The 14,783-nt window shown below is 39.8% G+C and carries 13 protein-coding genes; all 13 read right to left on the reverse strand.

What is annotated here, in order from left to right; genetic code table 11:
- Positions 1-2: 2 nt before the first annotated feature.
- The gene (locus V6C17_RS00150; RefSeq protein ID WP_333520537.1) at positions 3-875 is read right to left on the reverse strand and encodes an aminotransferase class IV; all 873 of its coding nucleotides are present in this window, start codon (positions 873-875) and stop codon (positions 3-5) included.
- Between the two features lie 16 nt (positions 876-891).
- Positions 892-2,289 (reverse strand): aminodeoxychorismate synthase component I, encoded by a 1,398-nt coding sequence (gene pabB / locus V6C17_RS00155; protein ID WP_333520538.1) that lies wholly within the window; start codon positions 2,287-2,289, stop codon positions 892-894.
- Between the two features lie 157 nt (positions 2,290-2,446).
- Complete coding sequence (locus V6C17_RS00160; protein WP_333520539.1) at positions 2,447-3,013, reverse strand: anthranilate synthase component II; 567 nt, start codon at positions 3,011-3,013, stop codon at positions 2,447-2,449.
- Between the two features lie 287 nt (positions 3,014-3,300).
- The gene (gene gltA / locus V6C17_RS00165; RefSeq protein WP_333520540.1) at positions 3,301-4,707 is read right to left on the reverse strand and encodes an NADPH-dependent glutamate synthase; all 1,407 of its coding nucleotides are present in this window, start codon (positions 4,705-4,707) and stop codon (positions 3,301-3,303) included.
- Positions 4,692-5,546, reverse strand: a complete 855-nt coding sequence (locus V6C17_RS00170; protein ID WP_333520541.1) for a sulfide/dihydroorotate dehydrogenase-like FAD/NAD-binding protein — start codon at positions 5,544-5,546, stop codon at positions 4,692-4,694. The genes gltA and V6C17_RS00170 overlap by 16 nt, the downstream gene beginning before the upstream one ends.
- Before the next feature lie 20 nt (positions 5,547-5,566).
- Positions 5,567-6,316, reverse strand: a complete 750-nt coding sequence (locus tag V6C17_RS00175) for a methylenetetrahydrofolate reductase (protein WP_333520542.1) — start codon at positions 6,314-6,316, stop codon at positions 5,567-5,569.
- 43 nt (positions 6,317-6,359) lie between these two features.
- Positions 6,360-8,027 carry a formate--tetrahydrofolate ligase gene (locus V6C17_RS00180; protein WP_333520543.1) on the reverse strand — a complete coding sequence of 556 codons (1,668 nt, stop codon included), beginning with the start codon at positions 8,025-8,027 and terminating at the stop codon, positions 6,360-6,362.
- Between the two features lie 35 nt (positions 8,028-8,062).
- Positions 8,063-8,938 carry a bifunctional methylenetetrahydrofolate dehydrogenase/methenyltetrahydrofolate cyclohydrolase FolD gene (gene folD, locus V6C17_RS00185; RefSeq protein ID WP_333520544.1) on the reverse strand — a complete coding sequence of 292 codons (876 nt, stop codon included), beginning with the start codon at positions 8,936-8,938 and terminating at the stop codon, positions 8,063-8,065.
- A gap of 96 nt (positions 8,939-9,034) precedes the next feature.
- Positions 9,035-9,883, reverse strand: coding sequence for a UbiA-like polyprenyltransferase (locus V6C17_RS00190; RefSeq protein ID WP_333520545.1), 849 nt, complete (start codon positions 9,881-9,883; stop codon positions 9,035-9,037).
- Positions 9,876-11,336: a menaquinone biosynthesis decarboxylase gene (locus V6C17_RS00195; protein WP_333520546.1), complete on the reverse strand. Its 1,461-nt coding sequence runs from the start codon at positions 11,334-11,336 to the stop codon at positions 9,876-9,878. Before V6C17_RS00195 ends, V6C17_RS00190 begins: the two co-directional genes overlap by 8 nt.
- A gap of 17 nt (positions 11,337-11,353) precedes the next feature.
- Positions 11,354-12,091: a twin-arginine translocase subunit TatC gene (gene tatC, locus V6C17_RS00200; protein ID WP_442891416.1), complete on the reverse strand. Its 738-nt coding sequence runs from the start codon at positions 12,089-12,091 to the stop codon at positions 11,354-11,356.
- Positions 12,092-12,110: 19 nt separating this feature from the next.
- Positions 12,111-12,299: a twin-arginine translocase TatA/TatE family subunit gene (locus tag V6C17_RS00205; protein ID WP_333520548.1), complete on the reverse strand. Its 189-nt coding sequence runs from the start codon at positions 12,297-12,299 to the stop codon at positions 12,111-12,113.
- Between the two features lie 264 nt (positions 12,300-12,563).
- Positions 12,564-14,207, reverse strand: coding sequence for an L-lactate permease (locus tag V6C17_RS00210; RefSeq protein ID WP_333520549.1), 1,644 nt, complete (start codon positions 14,205-14,207; stop codon positions 12,564-12,566).
- Positions 14,208-14,783 lie beyond the last annotated feature (576 nt).

The following is a 14,783-nucleotide window of genomic DNA, read 5'->3' on the forward strand; positions in this document are numbered from 1 at the left end:
TTTCACTCTCCCCTAAAAGCTGCTTCTTCATCTACAAACAGTCGATATGCTTCCATTAGACGTTTAGTAATTGGACTTACTTTTCCATCACCTACTAGTCTATTATCCAGCGTAGTAACAGGCATAATCTCAATAAGAGAGTTTGTTAAGAATACTTCATTAGCCGTACTTATTTCTTCGCGACTTATAGGTCGTATCTCTGTTTTTATACTAAGCTTTTGCGCAAGTTCAAGCACTACTTGGCGCGTAACACCAGGCAATAAACCACTTTCAATATCCGCTGTTACAAGTATTCCTTTTATTACAAAAAAATAGTTTGCAATAGTACCTTCTGTTACATTGCCTATCGTATTTAACAATAACGCTTCGTTAGCGCCTTTTGCTCGCGCCTCAGATCTCGCTAGCATATTATCCAGGTAATTTCCTGATTTTATACGACATAACGGAGATGTTTCGTTACGGCGAATACTGACAATAGCAGCTGGCCAGCCACCTTGATACTCAGACAAAGGCGGGGGCTGGTACTTAAAAGCATATACAACGATAGTGGGATGCTCACATAACGCATCAGGTCTGGCCAACCCTTTACCTCGGGATATAGTAAGCCTAAGAACCCCGTCTTTAAGCTCATTTTGATCTAACGTAGCGTACAATACCTCAGACAGCTTATCTGGACAAAATTGATGGCCCCAATTTAAGCTTTTTGCACTGTCAATAAGCCGCTTAATATGCTCTCTACTCCTAAATATCCGTCCGTTATAAACCCGCATAGTTTCAAATAGACTGTTGCCATAGAGAAAGCCATGATCACACACCGATATCCTTGCATCATCAACTGAAACTATGCGTCCATTAAAATATATCTTACCTTCCATTCTATCCCTCTTATCATTAATAGCCTAATGCTTTCATTAATGCCTTTGCTTTTGTAAGAGTTTCCTCATATTCTAGAGTAGACAGCGAGTCTGCTACAATACCACCGCCAACCTGAAAAAAGGCGCGATTATCTTTTATCACGATTGTTCTTATTACTATATTCAGATCAGCATCACCGTTAAAATCAATATATCCTACTGAACCAGTATATATTCCGCGTCTTACTGGTTCAAGCTCTTCAATTATTTGCATCGATCTAACTTTTGGTGCCCCGGTAATTGATCCGCCTGGGAATGATGCTTCAATCAAATCTACAATATCATTTTCGTCTCTAAGTCTACCGATAACCGTTGAAACCTGATGGAAAACAGTGGCGTACTCTTCAATACGGATTAAGTCCGGTACCTTTACACTGCCATATTCACATACTTTGCCAAGATCATTTCGCTCCAAATCAATTATCATGACTAATTCCGCTCGATCTTTTTCACTATTCTTAAGCTCATTTTTAAATTTTTCATCCGTAAGCTTATCATGGCCACGCGGTCGTGTTCCTTTAATCGGTCTGGTCTCTACATCTTTATCTTGAACTAACAAGTATCTTTCAGGTGATGCGCTAGCAATGACTACTTCTTTAAAGTTAAGATAAGATGCAAAGGGGGCTGGATTAATATTTCTTAAGTACCTATATATTTCAAAGGGCTCAGCTGAAAGTGGTGCCGAGAATCGCTGCGATAAATTAACCTGAAATATATCGCCAGCTTCTATGTACTCAAGAGCTCTTGTGATCATTTGACTGTATTCATCAAACGTAAAGTTTGAAGTCAAATCACCACATGGTATAGGTTTTTGCGGTTTGTTCAAAGGCTGTATTTCTGCCAACCTTCTTTCCAGTTCATCAGCGCGAGTGACAGCCCTTATCCGCCTAGCTTCAGGATCTAGCTCTGGAAATCCAGTAGAGGCAATATAAAGATTGTTCTTATGATGATCAATAATTATAACGGTATCATAAAACCCTAAATAGCAGTCTGGTATTGCTAAGTCATCCTGACTGCACCCCTTAGCCTTTGGCTCCAACATAAAACCTAAATCATAGCCGAAATAGCCGATAACGCCGCCGGCTAAAGGGGGATTCCCCGAAATTTTAGGAGTTCGATATCGTATCAATAGTTTTTTGAGCTCAGCAAAAGGATTAGTAGAAGTTATATTCTTTCCATTCTCATTAGTTATACAAACAGTATTATCCTTACTAGTAAACACCAAGAAAGGATCGCGCGCAATGAATGAATAGCGTCCTAGTTTATTAGTATCGGAAGCACTATCTAAATAGACACTATTATTTTCATGGGCAAACAAGGCATAAACGGCTTCTGCTGAATATGCTTTTTTTATTTCTCTAATTAACGGCTTCATTTGCACTCCCACAATGGTTAGTAGATTATTATAATTATCCGATAATTAATCCGCTCTAAGACTCCCATCTTTATAGCGGGGGTTAACAGCGGCTAAGTCCGGATAAATACGGCTAGAAAATCCTATGGAGTCAAACTCAATATGATTTAAATCTCATTCAATCCTTTTCTAGAAAATTACGCAGCATAATATGACCATAGTCTGTAAGAATCGATTCGGGATGAAATTGAACGCCTTCAATATTATAGTTTCGGTGCCTTACCCCCATTATCTCACCCTGATCAGTCTTTGCTGTAATTTCCAGGCAATCTGGCAAGGATTCATTATCAAGAATAAGCGAATGGTAGCGGGTCGCAATAAAAGGACTTGCCAGATCTTTAAAGACGCCTTGCTGATTATGATAGATTAATGACGTCTTGCCGTGCATTAATCTTGGAGCACGTACAACTTTTGCCCCAAAAGCCTGACCAATAGCCTGATGGCCCAGGCACACACCAAATACCGGAATTTTTCCTTTAAATTTATCAATTAATGCAAGACTTATTCCAGCTTGGTTAGGAGTACAAGGTCCAGGAGAAATTATAATATGATCAGGCTTAAGTTCTTCTACTTCCGCTATTGTTATCTTATCATTGCGAAATACCCTGATATCTTCGCCAAGTTCACCTAAGTATTGAACAAGATTATAAACAAAGGAGTCATAATTATCAATCATTAATATCATAAAAACTCTCCGATATAATTTAAATTTCTCTAGGAGAATTAGCAATTTATCAAAAATTTATCCGATGACTAACCCGCTCTAAGACTCCCGCTTCTGCAAGCGGTGAGTAATACCCAAAGGGCACAGGCGAGCGGCTAAGTTCCTGGATAAGAGCGACTAAGATTCAGGTGGAGTTATACCTGAAGGGCACAGGCAACTCCATCTGAATCAAGTCTTACTTTATCCACATTAGAATGGCTACATAAGCAAAAGCATATGTAGCCATTATTATAAGTTAAGACTATATTTTATTTATTGGCTCTTTTTTCTGCGAGATACTTATCAATTGCAGCAGCAGCTTTTTTACCAGCACCCATTGCTAGAATAACAGTAGCAGCTCCTGTTACGATATCACCACCAGCAAACACACCAGGTTTGCTGGTTGCACCAGTCTCAGGGTCAGCAATAATGTTGCCCCTTTTATTCATATCCAGACCCTTAGTTGTAGAAAGCAGCGGGTTAGGACCTTGTCCTATAGCAATGACGACTGAATCAACTTCCAATTCAAATTCGGAATCTGCTAGTTCTACTGGACGTCTGCGGCCTGAAGCATCAGGTTCGCCAAGTTCCATCTTAACACATTGAATAGCTCTAACCCAACCTTGCTCATCACCAAGAACAGCTATAGGATTAGTAAGAAGCTGGAATTCAATACCTTCCTCTTTAGCATGGTGAATCTCTTCAAGCCTTGCTGGCAATTCGGCTTCTGAACGTCTATAAACTATATATACATTATCTGCACCCAAACGTAAGGCTGTTCTAGCTGCATCCATAGCAACATTGCCGCCGCCAACTACTGCCACTTTTTTGCCAACATGGATAGGAGTACCAGAGTTAGGGAATTTATATGCTTTCATTAGATTACAGCGCGTTAAAAATTCGTTTGCTGCGTATACACCATTGAGGTTTTCTCCAGGTATGCCCATAAAATATGGCAATCCTGCACCTGTGGCGATAAATACAGCTTCGTATCCTTCTTCTTCCATTAGTTCATCAATAGTAAAAGTTTTGCCGGCAACTGCATTAACAACTATTTCAACCCCCATCTTGCGAAGGTTATCAATCTCAGCTTTAACTACAGCTTCTTTAGGCAGACGGAATTCAGGAATACCGTAAATCAATACACCGCCAGGCGCATGTAATGCTTCAAATACAGTTACCTTATAACCTAGTTTAGCTAAGTCACCGGCGGCCGTAAGACCAGCCGGCCCAGATCCAATAACAGCTACTTTTTGGACATCTGGAGCAAACTCTATTGGCGTAATTTCCTCACCTTTGCTGCGGGCATAATCTGCGGCATACCTCTCAAGACGGCCGATACCTACCGATTCACCTTTTTTGGCTAAAACACAATGTTTTTCACATTGCTCTTCCTGTGGACATACGCGGCCGCATACTGCTGGAAGGCTGTTTACATTCTTAATCGTCGAGATTGCAGAATCAACATCACCATCTTTTAGATGCTTTATAAATGCTGGAATATCCACTTGCACTGGACAGCCTTGGCGACATGGAGCATGCTTGCAATTAAGACAGCGCTTGGCCTCATTAACTGCATCTTCATGTGAATACCCTAAAGTTACTTCCTCAAAATTTTTCGCACGTACTTTAGGATCTTGCTCTGGCATTTTATGTTTGTTTAGTGAGAGTGACATTTGCAGCCACCTCCCTGTTTGTTTGCACAATGGTGTTCATGATTTTTCTCATGCGGTAAATACATACGCTGACGAGACATCAGGCCGGCAAAATCAACCTTATGCGCATCGAATTCTGGACCATCAACACAGGCAAACTTGCTTTCATCACCCACTTGTACTCGACAGCCGCCGCACATACCTGTACCATCAACCATTATTGGGTTTAAACTTACTACTGTTGGAATCTCATAAGGTCTTGTTACTTCAGCAACACTTCTCATCATAATAACAGGACCGATCGCCACTACCAAATCAATCTTAAGGCCAGAATCAATTAGCTGTTTCAATTGGTCAGTTACAAATCCCTTGTGGCCTTTGGAACCGTCATCAGTAGTTACATATAGCTTGTCACTTACTTCTGCCATTTCATTTTCTAAAATAAGAATATCCTTATTACGGGCGCCAATAATTGAGATAACCTGATTGCCAGCCTCTTTCATGCCGCGGGCTATAGGATAGACTGGTGCTATACCAATTCCCCCACCAATACAAACTACATTACCTAGTTTCTCGATATGTGTTTCTTTGCCTAATGGACCTACTAAATCTAATAATGTATCGCCTTCACTCAGTTGACCCATTTCTTTAGTTGACGCGCCAACCTCTTGAAAAATAATTGTTACAGTTCCCTTTTCACGATTGAAGTCTGCAATTGTTAAAGGTATACGTTCACCCTCTTCATTTAAGCGTACTATGACAAATTGCCCAGGCTGAGCCTTTTTGGCAATTCGAGGTGCTTCCATTTCAAATAACTTAACACTAGGTGCTAGTTCCTTCTTTACAAGGATCTTATACACATAATCACACTCCTTAATCATCAATTGCCTGCAAAAATCCCCTGCAGATATTTATGTACATCAGTCCGTATTGGCATAAAGTAAATGTTGGCATTAGTTCGCCCTGTAAATTCAAGAGCTTTCTGAGCAAACTCGATATTCCACGCCAAATTAGGCTGAAAATTGGTTGGGAAAACAACATTATTTTTAGTTTCCCAATAATTTAAAGATTTCTCTGAAGTTACAGGCGATATACCCCAATAAACTTCTTTACCCTCTAAAATCTCAGAGTAAATTTCCATTAATCGTAAATCAAAGAAGGGCTGAGTAAAGAAACCGTCGGCACCAGCATAGATTTTCTGCTTGATATAATCTGCTTCTTTACGCATGCTGTCGCGATATTGGTCAATACCCGCATATACTTTGATACCTGGTATTTCCTCTTTAAATTTTCTTATAACATCAATACTTGTTGACGGATAGATTTTATGGGTCATGTCCTGCGGAGGATCACCTTTTATAACTAGCACTTCATTAATGTTTTTTTCTTTGAAGAAGTCAGCCATCCGCAGAGGCTGATCTAAGTTAATATCGATTGCCCTAATATGGGGGATTACATACTTATAATTAGGCTGTGCATATGTACAGCCTTCCCAGCTGCGAATTTCGTAGCGCAAAAGGTCAGGAATATTTATCGTATCCACAACTGGAAAGTTATTTTTAATTAAGTCCAACTCTGTCAGCAGTGAAACTTCGTCCCTTGGCACAAGTTCTATTGCAATTCTTGACATCTCCAACCCCCCATAACAAAATACTTCTCAAGCTATTAATGTTTTAAAACAAACCAACTATCTTCCCGTCATTATCAATATCCATCTTCTCAGCAGCTGGACGTTTAGGTAAACCAGGCATTGTCATAATATCGCCTGTAATAGCGACTAAAAAACCTGCGCCTGCTGCAATGCGAATTTCCCTGACAGTAAGATTAAATCCAGTTGGCCTGCCTAGCTTATTTGCATCATCACTTAGGGAATACTGAGTTTTGGCCATACATATTGGCGTTTTATCTAGACCAAGAGCAGAAAGTTCTTGAATAGTTTTTTCCGCTGCTGCAGTATAACTAACAGTATCGGCACCATATATTTCGGTCGCAATAGTGCTGATTTTTTCCTTTATAGGTGCTTGTTCATCGTAAAGCAGTTTGAATTGACTAGGCTTTTCAGCAGCCGCAAGCACTTTTTCGGCTAAAGCTATACCGCCTTTGCCGCCCTTTGCCCAAACTTCGGATAAAGCAACTTCGGCACCCATAGCTTTGCACTTTTCCTCAACAAAATCAAGTTCTTTCTTGGTATCGGTGGGAAACGCATTAATAGCAACAACTGCTGGCAAACCGAACTTCTGCATATTTTCAATATGCTTAGTTAGGTTTGCTAATCCTCGTTCAAGCGCTTCCATATTCTCATTAGTCAACTCGGTTTTAGGGATACCTCCATGCATTTTAAGAGCTCTCACTGTAGCTACAATTACAACTGCATCCGGTTTTATGCCAGCAAAACGGCATTTTATATCAATAAATTTCTCTGCACCAAGGTCTGCTCCAAATCCAGCTTCAGTTACAACTACATCCGCCAGCTTCAGGGCAAATTTTGTAGCCATAACACTATTACAGCCATGCGCGATATTTGCAAATGGTCCGCCATGGACAAAAGCCGGCGTATTTTCTAACGTTTGAACAATATTAGGTTTTATAGCATCTTTAAATAATAAAGTAAGCGCACCAGTCACATTTAATTCTTTAACAGTGATAGCCCTATTATCAAAGGTATAACCTATGATTATTCGGCTAATACGCTCTTTCATATCATTTAAGTCTTTGGCCAAACATAAAATTGCCATCATCTCTGATGCAACAGTAATATCGAAGCCAGTCTCTCTCGGATTGCCATTAATCTTGCCGCCTAATCCGCAAATAATGGACCGTAAAGCACGATCATTTAGATCAACTACTCTTCGCCAGGTAACTCGGCGAGGATCAATACCTAATTCATTACCATGCTGGATATGATTATCAATTACAGCGGCAAGCAAGTTATGTGCGGAAGTAATAGCATGGAAGTCGCCAGTAAAATGAAGATTAATATCTTCCATTGGAACGACTTGAGCGTAACCACCCCCCGCAGCTCCGCCTTTAATGCCAAAGCAGGGACCAAGTGAAGGCTCTCGAAGTGCAATTACTACCTTTTTATTTAAATGCCTCAAGGCATCTCCTAAACCTACAGTAGTAGTGGTTTTCCCTTCGCCAGCAGGAGTTGGATTTATAGCCGTCACTAAAATAAGTTTGCCGTTTGGACGTTCTTTAACTCTTTCCCAAGTACCAAGAGAAACTTTTGCTTTATATTTTCCATATAGTTCAAGCTCATCCTCAGGTATTTGCAGTTCTTTGGCTACGTCGGCAATTGGTCGCATCGCCGCGGCTTGAGCAATCTCAACATCTGTCTTCATAGTATCCCCCTTATCATGATGGTACATAACCATTATTAATTCGTGATCGTTACGTTATGTATTAAACAAGCTGCCTTCACAGTATTATGAAGAAGCATTGCTATGGTAAGCAGTCCTACACCGCCGGGAACGGGGGTAATAGCTCCTGCGACTTGTTTTACTTGTTCAAAATCAACATCCCCGACTAATTTTTTCTCGGCTATACGATTTATACCAACGTCAATCACAACAGCACCTGGTTTAACCATATCACTTGTAACAAAGTGAGGCTTCCCAACGGCAGCTATTAGGATATCAGCCTGTTTTGTAATACTAGCAAGGTCTTTAGATCGAGAATGGCATACAGTTACTGTAGCATTTCGTGACAGTAATAAATTAAACATTGGCTTTCCTACGATATTACTGCGGCCAATTATTACTGCATTTTTGCCTTCAATATCTATTCCTGCTAACTCTAACATTTTTACACAGCCGTACGGTGTACAAGGTACCAAATGTTCCTCTCCAATTGAAAGTTTACCAACGTTTACCGGATGGAAACCATCGACATCTTTATTGGGATCAATGGAGTTTAGAATTTCAGCTTCGTTTTCTTTAATATGATCAGGCAAAGGAAGCTGTACCAGGATACCATGAATTTGGTCGTTATTATTTAGTTGGGCAATCTTGGCTAATAATATTTCCTTGCTAACATCGGCTGGAAGCTCAATAACTTCTGAGTAAATCCCAATTTCTTCACAAGACCGATGCTTGCTAGCAACATATACCTTTGAAGCGGGATTTTCGCCAACTATTATTACAGCTAACCCCGGCGTAATACCGTGCTTATTTTTTAGAACACTTATGTCTTTCTTAATACCTTCTTTTATCTGGGCAGCGTAAAACTTACCTTCTAATACTGTTGCTGACATTATCAATACCTCAACTAATTAATATTTTACTTCTTAGAAGCATTTAAAAAGTGTCATTGCGAAATAAATCGCAATGACAAATCTTTAGAAACTATCCTAAAACATTAAACTCGCAAATGTAAATAAGCATACCGAGATTCCAACAAGGCCATTTCTCATGAAGTAAGCTTGTGTCACCCTTGATAAATCCGTTGGGCTTACAATTGAGTGCTGATAAATAAGCACGATTGCAGCGACTAAAACACCCGCGTAGTAAATCATACTAAGTTTAAGCAGTACGCCCACAGCAGTAAATGCAGCTATGCTTATTACATGCATTAACTGAGCAAGTTTTAAAGCCCCTGGTACACCAAATCGAACTGGCATGGAATTAAGTCCGTGTTTTTTGTCAAACTCCACATCCTGGCAGCCATAAATAACGTCGAATGCTGCAATCCAAATCCCTACAGCCAGGCCTAACAACACAATCGGTAAAGTAAGTTCGCCACGGATAGCCATCCAAGCGCCAATCGGTGCTATAGACAATGACAAGCCTAGAACTAAATGACATGTCCAAGAAAAACGCTTCATGTAAGGATAAATAGTAAACGGAAGTACTGCAAGCGGTGCCAATTTTAGACAAATCGGATGCAGGTTTGCCGTTGCCAAGAGGAAAAACGCTAAACTAATAATTATTAGCAAAATGGCTTCCCACGACTTAACTGCACCTGTTACCATCGGCCGATTAGTGAATCGTGGGTGAATTTTATCATATTTTAAGTCAATAAAATTATTTAAAGCTAATGCAGCACTACGAGCACCAATCATAGCAAGCGTAATCCAGAAGAAGTCATGTCCACTTGGAATGCCGCCAGCAGCTAAAAAGGCTCCCATATACGCAAAAGGCAATGCAAAAACAGAGTGGGATAATGCTATATTCTCTAAATGTGCTTTTAGTTTACTCAAGACCTAAACCCTTCCACTTCTCGTCAACAATTCGCTTAATATCATCCGACATTACTATTTCGTCTGGCCATTCACGTAAATTACCTTCTTCAGGCCACGTTTTTGTAGCATCTATCCCCACTTTAGTACCCCAATTTGGCATTGGTGAAGAATGATCTAAAACGTCTAATGGTCCATCTACCAATACAATATCGCGGCGTGCATCGATATTATTAAATACTCTCCACCAAACCTCATTAGTGTCTTGAACATTAACATGCTCGTCCACTATAATAACCATCTTAGTAAACATCATTTGTCCCATTCCCCAAATGGCATGCATAACTTTCTTAGCATGCTGCGGATAACTTTTCTTAATAGAAATCATCGCGCAGTTGTGAAAAACACCTTCAAGCGGAAGGTTAATATCAACTATCTCTGGCAGCTGCTGCTGTAAAAATGGCAAGAATATACGCTCGGTAGCCTTAGCCATAAAGCAGTCTTCCATTGGCGGTTTTCCAACAATAGTGGAAGGATAAATTGGATTTTTACGGTGAGTTATACAGGTTATGTGAAACACAGGATACTTATCGGCAAGTGAGTAATAACCAGTGTGGTCGCCAAACGGCCCTTCTGTGCGAAGCTCATCCAGCATAACATATCCTTCTAATACTATTTCGGAATGCGCAGGAACCTCAACATCAACAGTTTCACATTTTACCATTTCGACTGATTTTTTTCTTAAAAGACCAGCAAATACCATTTCATCAATATCACGCGGCAACGGAGCCGTTGCGGCATATGTTAAAACCGGATCACCGCCAATAGCTACAGCGACCTCTATTCTATCTTTACCTAATTCGCGGTGCGCACGGAAATTTTCCGCACCATTTTTGTGTATATGCCAATGCATTCCAGTCGTTTGACCATCATATATCTGCATACGATACATTCCAACATTTCGTTTACCAGTAATCGGGTTTTTGGTAAACACAAGCGGCAATGTAATAAAACGTCCAGCATCGCCAGGCCAACATTTAAGCACAGGAAATTTTTCAATTGAAGGCCTATCCTTAATAATGACCTCTTTACAAGGACCTGTTTTAACATACTTTGGAAAGTTAATCGCTCGTTTAGCTTGTGGAACAATTTTTATCAAATCTAATTTATTTTGCAATGAAATATAAGGCAATTTGAGTAATTCCCGTATTTCCTGGGCAATATCATCTATTTTCTCTACACCTAGCGCTAAAGCCATACGTTCCATACTCCCGAAAGCATTCATTAAGACAGGTACATCATAGCCTTTTACATTTTCAAAAAGTAATGCAACGTTTTTATCACCTGTCATTTTTGAAACGCGATCGGTTATTTCAGTAATCTCCAGTTCGCAGTCAACACTCTCACGTATTCTCTTCAACCATCCACGCGATTCAAGCGCGGCAATAAATTCTCTTAAATCAGTATAAGCCAAAATAGGTGCTCCTTTCATTACTTGCGCAGAATATGTTTTACAATTAGTATACTTAATTCATATAATAATACAATTGGAATAGCTACCATGGTTTGTGAAAATATGTCTGGCGTTGGCGAAATAATTGCACCAATTACAAAAGACAATACAAAGACCATTTTTCGCTTTAAGATCAAAAAGTTTGAACTAATAAAGCCAAGTTTAGCTAAAACCAATATAAATAAAGGTAGTTCGAATACAAAGCCAAAGGGGAGAAGAAAAGAAATTACAAAAGATAAATATTGCCCTAAAGAGAAAAGGGGCTGCAAGTTTTCCGTGGCAAAGCCCATGAAAAACTTAATACCGGCAGGTAATACCAAATAGTATGAAAAAGCTAATCCAATAAAGAACAATAATACCGAAGCTGGAACCAAAAGCCCCATGGCAGTTCGCTCGTTATTAGTCAAGGCAGGCAATACAAAAGCCCAAACCTGAAACAATAATACTGGCAAGCTAACTAAAAATCCGGCAAAAAACGACACTTTTAAGTATGTAAAAAAAGCTTCCGCTGGATTCATATAATAGAGTTTTCCAGCAGGAGCAGTGATAAAATGCACTAATTCTTGAGCATAAAAATAGCTTACTCCACTGCATACAGCAATAGCGACAATACAAATAATTAAGCGCCGCCGTAATTCTTCTAGGTGTCCAATAAGCGACATCTCATTAGTTTTAGCCTGTTCTTGCTGTTCGATATCACTATCGTGCGTAGGCATATCAGACATCAACTAACCCTCACTTCGTCTCTTCAGGCTTTTTTAGCTCGTTTTTTTGTGATTCATCTTTCATCTCATTTGTTGCCCTTTTAAATTCCTGCAAACTTCTGCCCAAGGCTTTACCGATTTCAGGAAGTTTACCAGGCCCAAACACTACCAAAGCAATTACTAAGATTAATATTAATTCAGGCATGCTAAAGCTAAACATTGCGCATCACACCTTTCTATTACAAGTCATATGATATATATTATACAATTCACCTCTAAAAAAAACAATCAAATATCATATAATTGGATTTGTCCAACTTTGCAGATCATCAAATGAGTCTTAATTCAGATGGCGTCTGTATCCTTTGAGTATAACTCCCCTTAATGAAGAGGATATTAAGTAGATTAATTTTTAGGGTAAATAATTGCTACCATAAGAAATAAAATAAGGCGGTGGGTTTCCCCACCGCCCTTACTTTATTTCTTATGGTAGCATCCAGTGCAGCCAATATGCCTGCGCGTAAGTCAAGCATGCCATGAAGCTTATCATTGCAATACTGTGCTTCAGGGTAAAGCGGAAGATAGTACTTTCTTCACCAACTAAGCCAGTAGCAGCTGTTGCTACCGAGATACTTTGTGGAGAAATCATTTTACCGCAAACACCACCTGATGAGTTAGCAGCAACAGTTAAGTATGGGTCAACACCAACTTGCTCGGCTGCAGTTTTTTGCATGCCGCAGAACAGAGCATTAGCTGAAGTATCAGAACCAGTCAGGAACACACCCAACCATCCAAGTATTGGAGAGAAGAATGGGAAGAATGAACCAGTTGCTGTGAAAGCTAAGCCCATAGTGGAGCTCATACCGGAGTAGTTCATAATGTAAGCAAGGCCAAGAATCATTGCGATTGTAAGAATTGGCCATCTTAATTGCTTAATAGTCTTGAAGAAGCAAGTAGTTGCTCTTCCAAAACCATAGTTTGGAATAATCGCAAGAGAGATAATACCTGAGAATAGAATCGCTGTACCAGCAGCTGACAGAATGTTGAAAGAATATTTTGCAGGATACGCAGCATTCTTAGCAACAACTGGAAGCGTTTTAACAACTAGGTTGTGAAGGCCAGGCCATAGAATGAACAGATCCTTATCCAGGCTAACTAATGTCTTTTTAAGTCCGATAAACTTATCGTCTGCCCATAGGAAAACTAGAGCAGCTAGGATTAGGTAAGGCGCCCAAGCGCGAAGAACTTCGCCTGTGGAATAGTCGCATTTAATTACGCCTGTGGAAGGTTTTTCATCTGGGAAATGCCAAGCTTTTTCTGGCTTCCAAACTTTGAGGAAAAGTAGCAACGCTATGATAGTAACAACTGCAGAAGTAATATCTGGCAGATATGCGTTTACATAGTTGGAGGTATAGAACTGTGTACCAGCGAAAGCTACACCAGCAACAACAACTGCTGGCAATACTTCCATTGCACCTTTCCAACCTGACATTGTTACAACTAACCATAATGGTACGATAACAGCCAAGAATGGCAACTGACGGCCAACTACCTGGCTAACATGCATAAGGTCAAGGTTAGTAACCTGAGCGGCTACAACAACTGGGATACCGATAGCACCGAAGGCAACAGGGGCAGTATTTGCAATTAAGCAGATACCTGCAGCATAAACAGGGTTAAAACCAAGACCAACCAGCATCGCTGCAGTGATCGCAACTGGAGTACCGAAACCAGCTGTTCCTTCAATAAATGATCCGAAGGCAAACGCAATAAAGAGCGCTTGTAAACGACGGTCATCTGTAATAGAGGCCAAAGAGTTTTTAATGATTTCAAATTCACCGGATTCAACTGTCATGTTGTAAACCCAAATAGCAGTAACAACGATCCATACGATTGGGAATATACCGTACGCGGCACCGTATAGAGTGGAGTTTATTGCTAAACCAGCTGGCATTCCATACGCGAATATTGAAATTAGCACTGCTGAAAGCAAACCAAATGAGGCTGCTACATGACCTTTCGTCCGCTTAACACCTAGCATAAATAAAATAATGAATAGCGGAATTGCTGCAACCAAGGCTGACACTACAATACTACCTAAGGGGTTATAGTTTTGAACCCAAGTCATTCCATACACTCCTTTTAATGGTAAATTTAACGTGTTAACTATAAGGGCAATCCACTAGCAGGCCTGTATCCCCCCTTTCCTAGTATAATGCTAGGTAAGCGTATTAAGTTTTCAAGTTTCTGTATCTTGCTTACCCCCTAACCTTTTAGTCTTCGCAAATCAGGTTAGCATAAAACTAACCTGCGGAAATAATCTTTTTCAGTATTTTCATAATTTACTGATTAGAGTGTATTTTTTCTATATTTGGATTATTCTACGCTCAATTGTAAAATCCTGCATATTTTTCCAAAAGATTAATTTTTTTAAGAAATATTTTACAATTGCCTTTGTTTGTATTTTTTTGATGTTGACTATTAATTTTATATGTTTTATCTATTCATAATATTACTTTGCCAACAAGCTCATTTATGATGGCAGTTTTTCAGCATTCAGACATTCATTCAAAAATAAGTCAGTACCCACCCGTAAAACGGGTGGCTTGATTACGCCCTATAAGGGCATGACACTAGCTGAGTCTCAAGACTCTCTGAAAAAGTCTACCAACCGCATAACCTTTTCAGTCAGCCCCTAAAGGGG

The organism is Dendrosporobacter sp. 1207_IL3150 (assembly GCF_036763085.1).
In the GTDB taxonomy this organism is placed as follows: Bacteria; Bacillota; Negativicutes; order DSM-1736; family Dendrosporobacteraceae; genus JBAIYU01.

Bases quoted from the DNA above. Each gene is read 5' to 3' on its own strand.
- folD (WP_333520544.1), bottom strand. From the start codon at position 8,938: ATGTCAGCAACAGTATTAGAAGGTAAGTTTTACGCTGCCCAGATAAAA.
- V6C17_RS00150 (WP_333520537.1), bottom strand. From the start codon at position 875: ATGGAAGGTAAGATATATTTTAATGGACGCATAGTTTCAGTTGATGAT.
- V6C17_RS00160 (WP_333520539.1), bottom strand. From the start codon at position 3,013: ATGATATTAATGATTGATAATTATGACTCCTTTGTTTATAATCTTGTT.
- V6C17_RS00205 (WP_333520548.1), bottom strand. From the start codon at position 12,299: ATGTTTAGCTTTAGCATGCCTGAATTAATATTAATCTTAGTAATTGCT.
- pabB (WP_333520538.1), bottom strand. From the start codon at position 2,289: ATGAAGCCGTTAATTAGAGAAATAAAAAAAGCATATTCAGCAGAAGCC.
- tatC (WP_442891416.1), bottom strand. From the start codon at position 12,091: ATGCCTACGCACGATAGTGATATCGAACAGCAAGAACAGGCTAAAACT.
- gltA (WP_333520540.1), bottom strand. From the start codon at position 4,707: ATGTCACTCTCACTAAACAAACATAAAATGCCAGAGCAAGATCCTAAA.
- V6C17_RS00180 (WP_333520543.1), bottom strand. From the start codon at position 8,027: ATGAAGACAGATGTTGAGATTGCTCAAGCCGCGGCGATGCGACCAATT.
- V6C17_RS00210 (WP_333520549.1), bottom strand. From the start codon at position 14,207: ATGACTTGGGTTCAAAACTATAACCCCTTAGGTAGTATTGTAGTGTCA.
- V6C17_RS00175 (WP_333520542.1), bottom strand. From the start codon at position 6,316: ATGTCAAGAATTGCAATAGAACTTGTGCCAAGGGACGAAGTTTCACTG.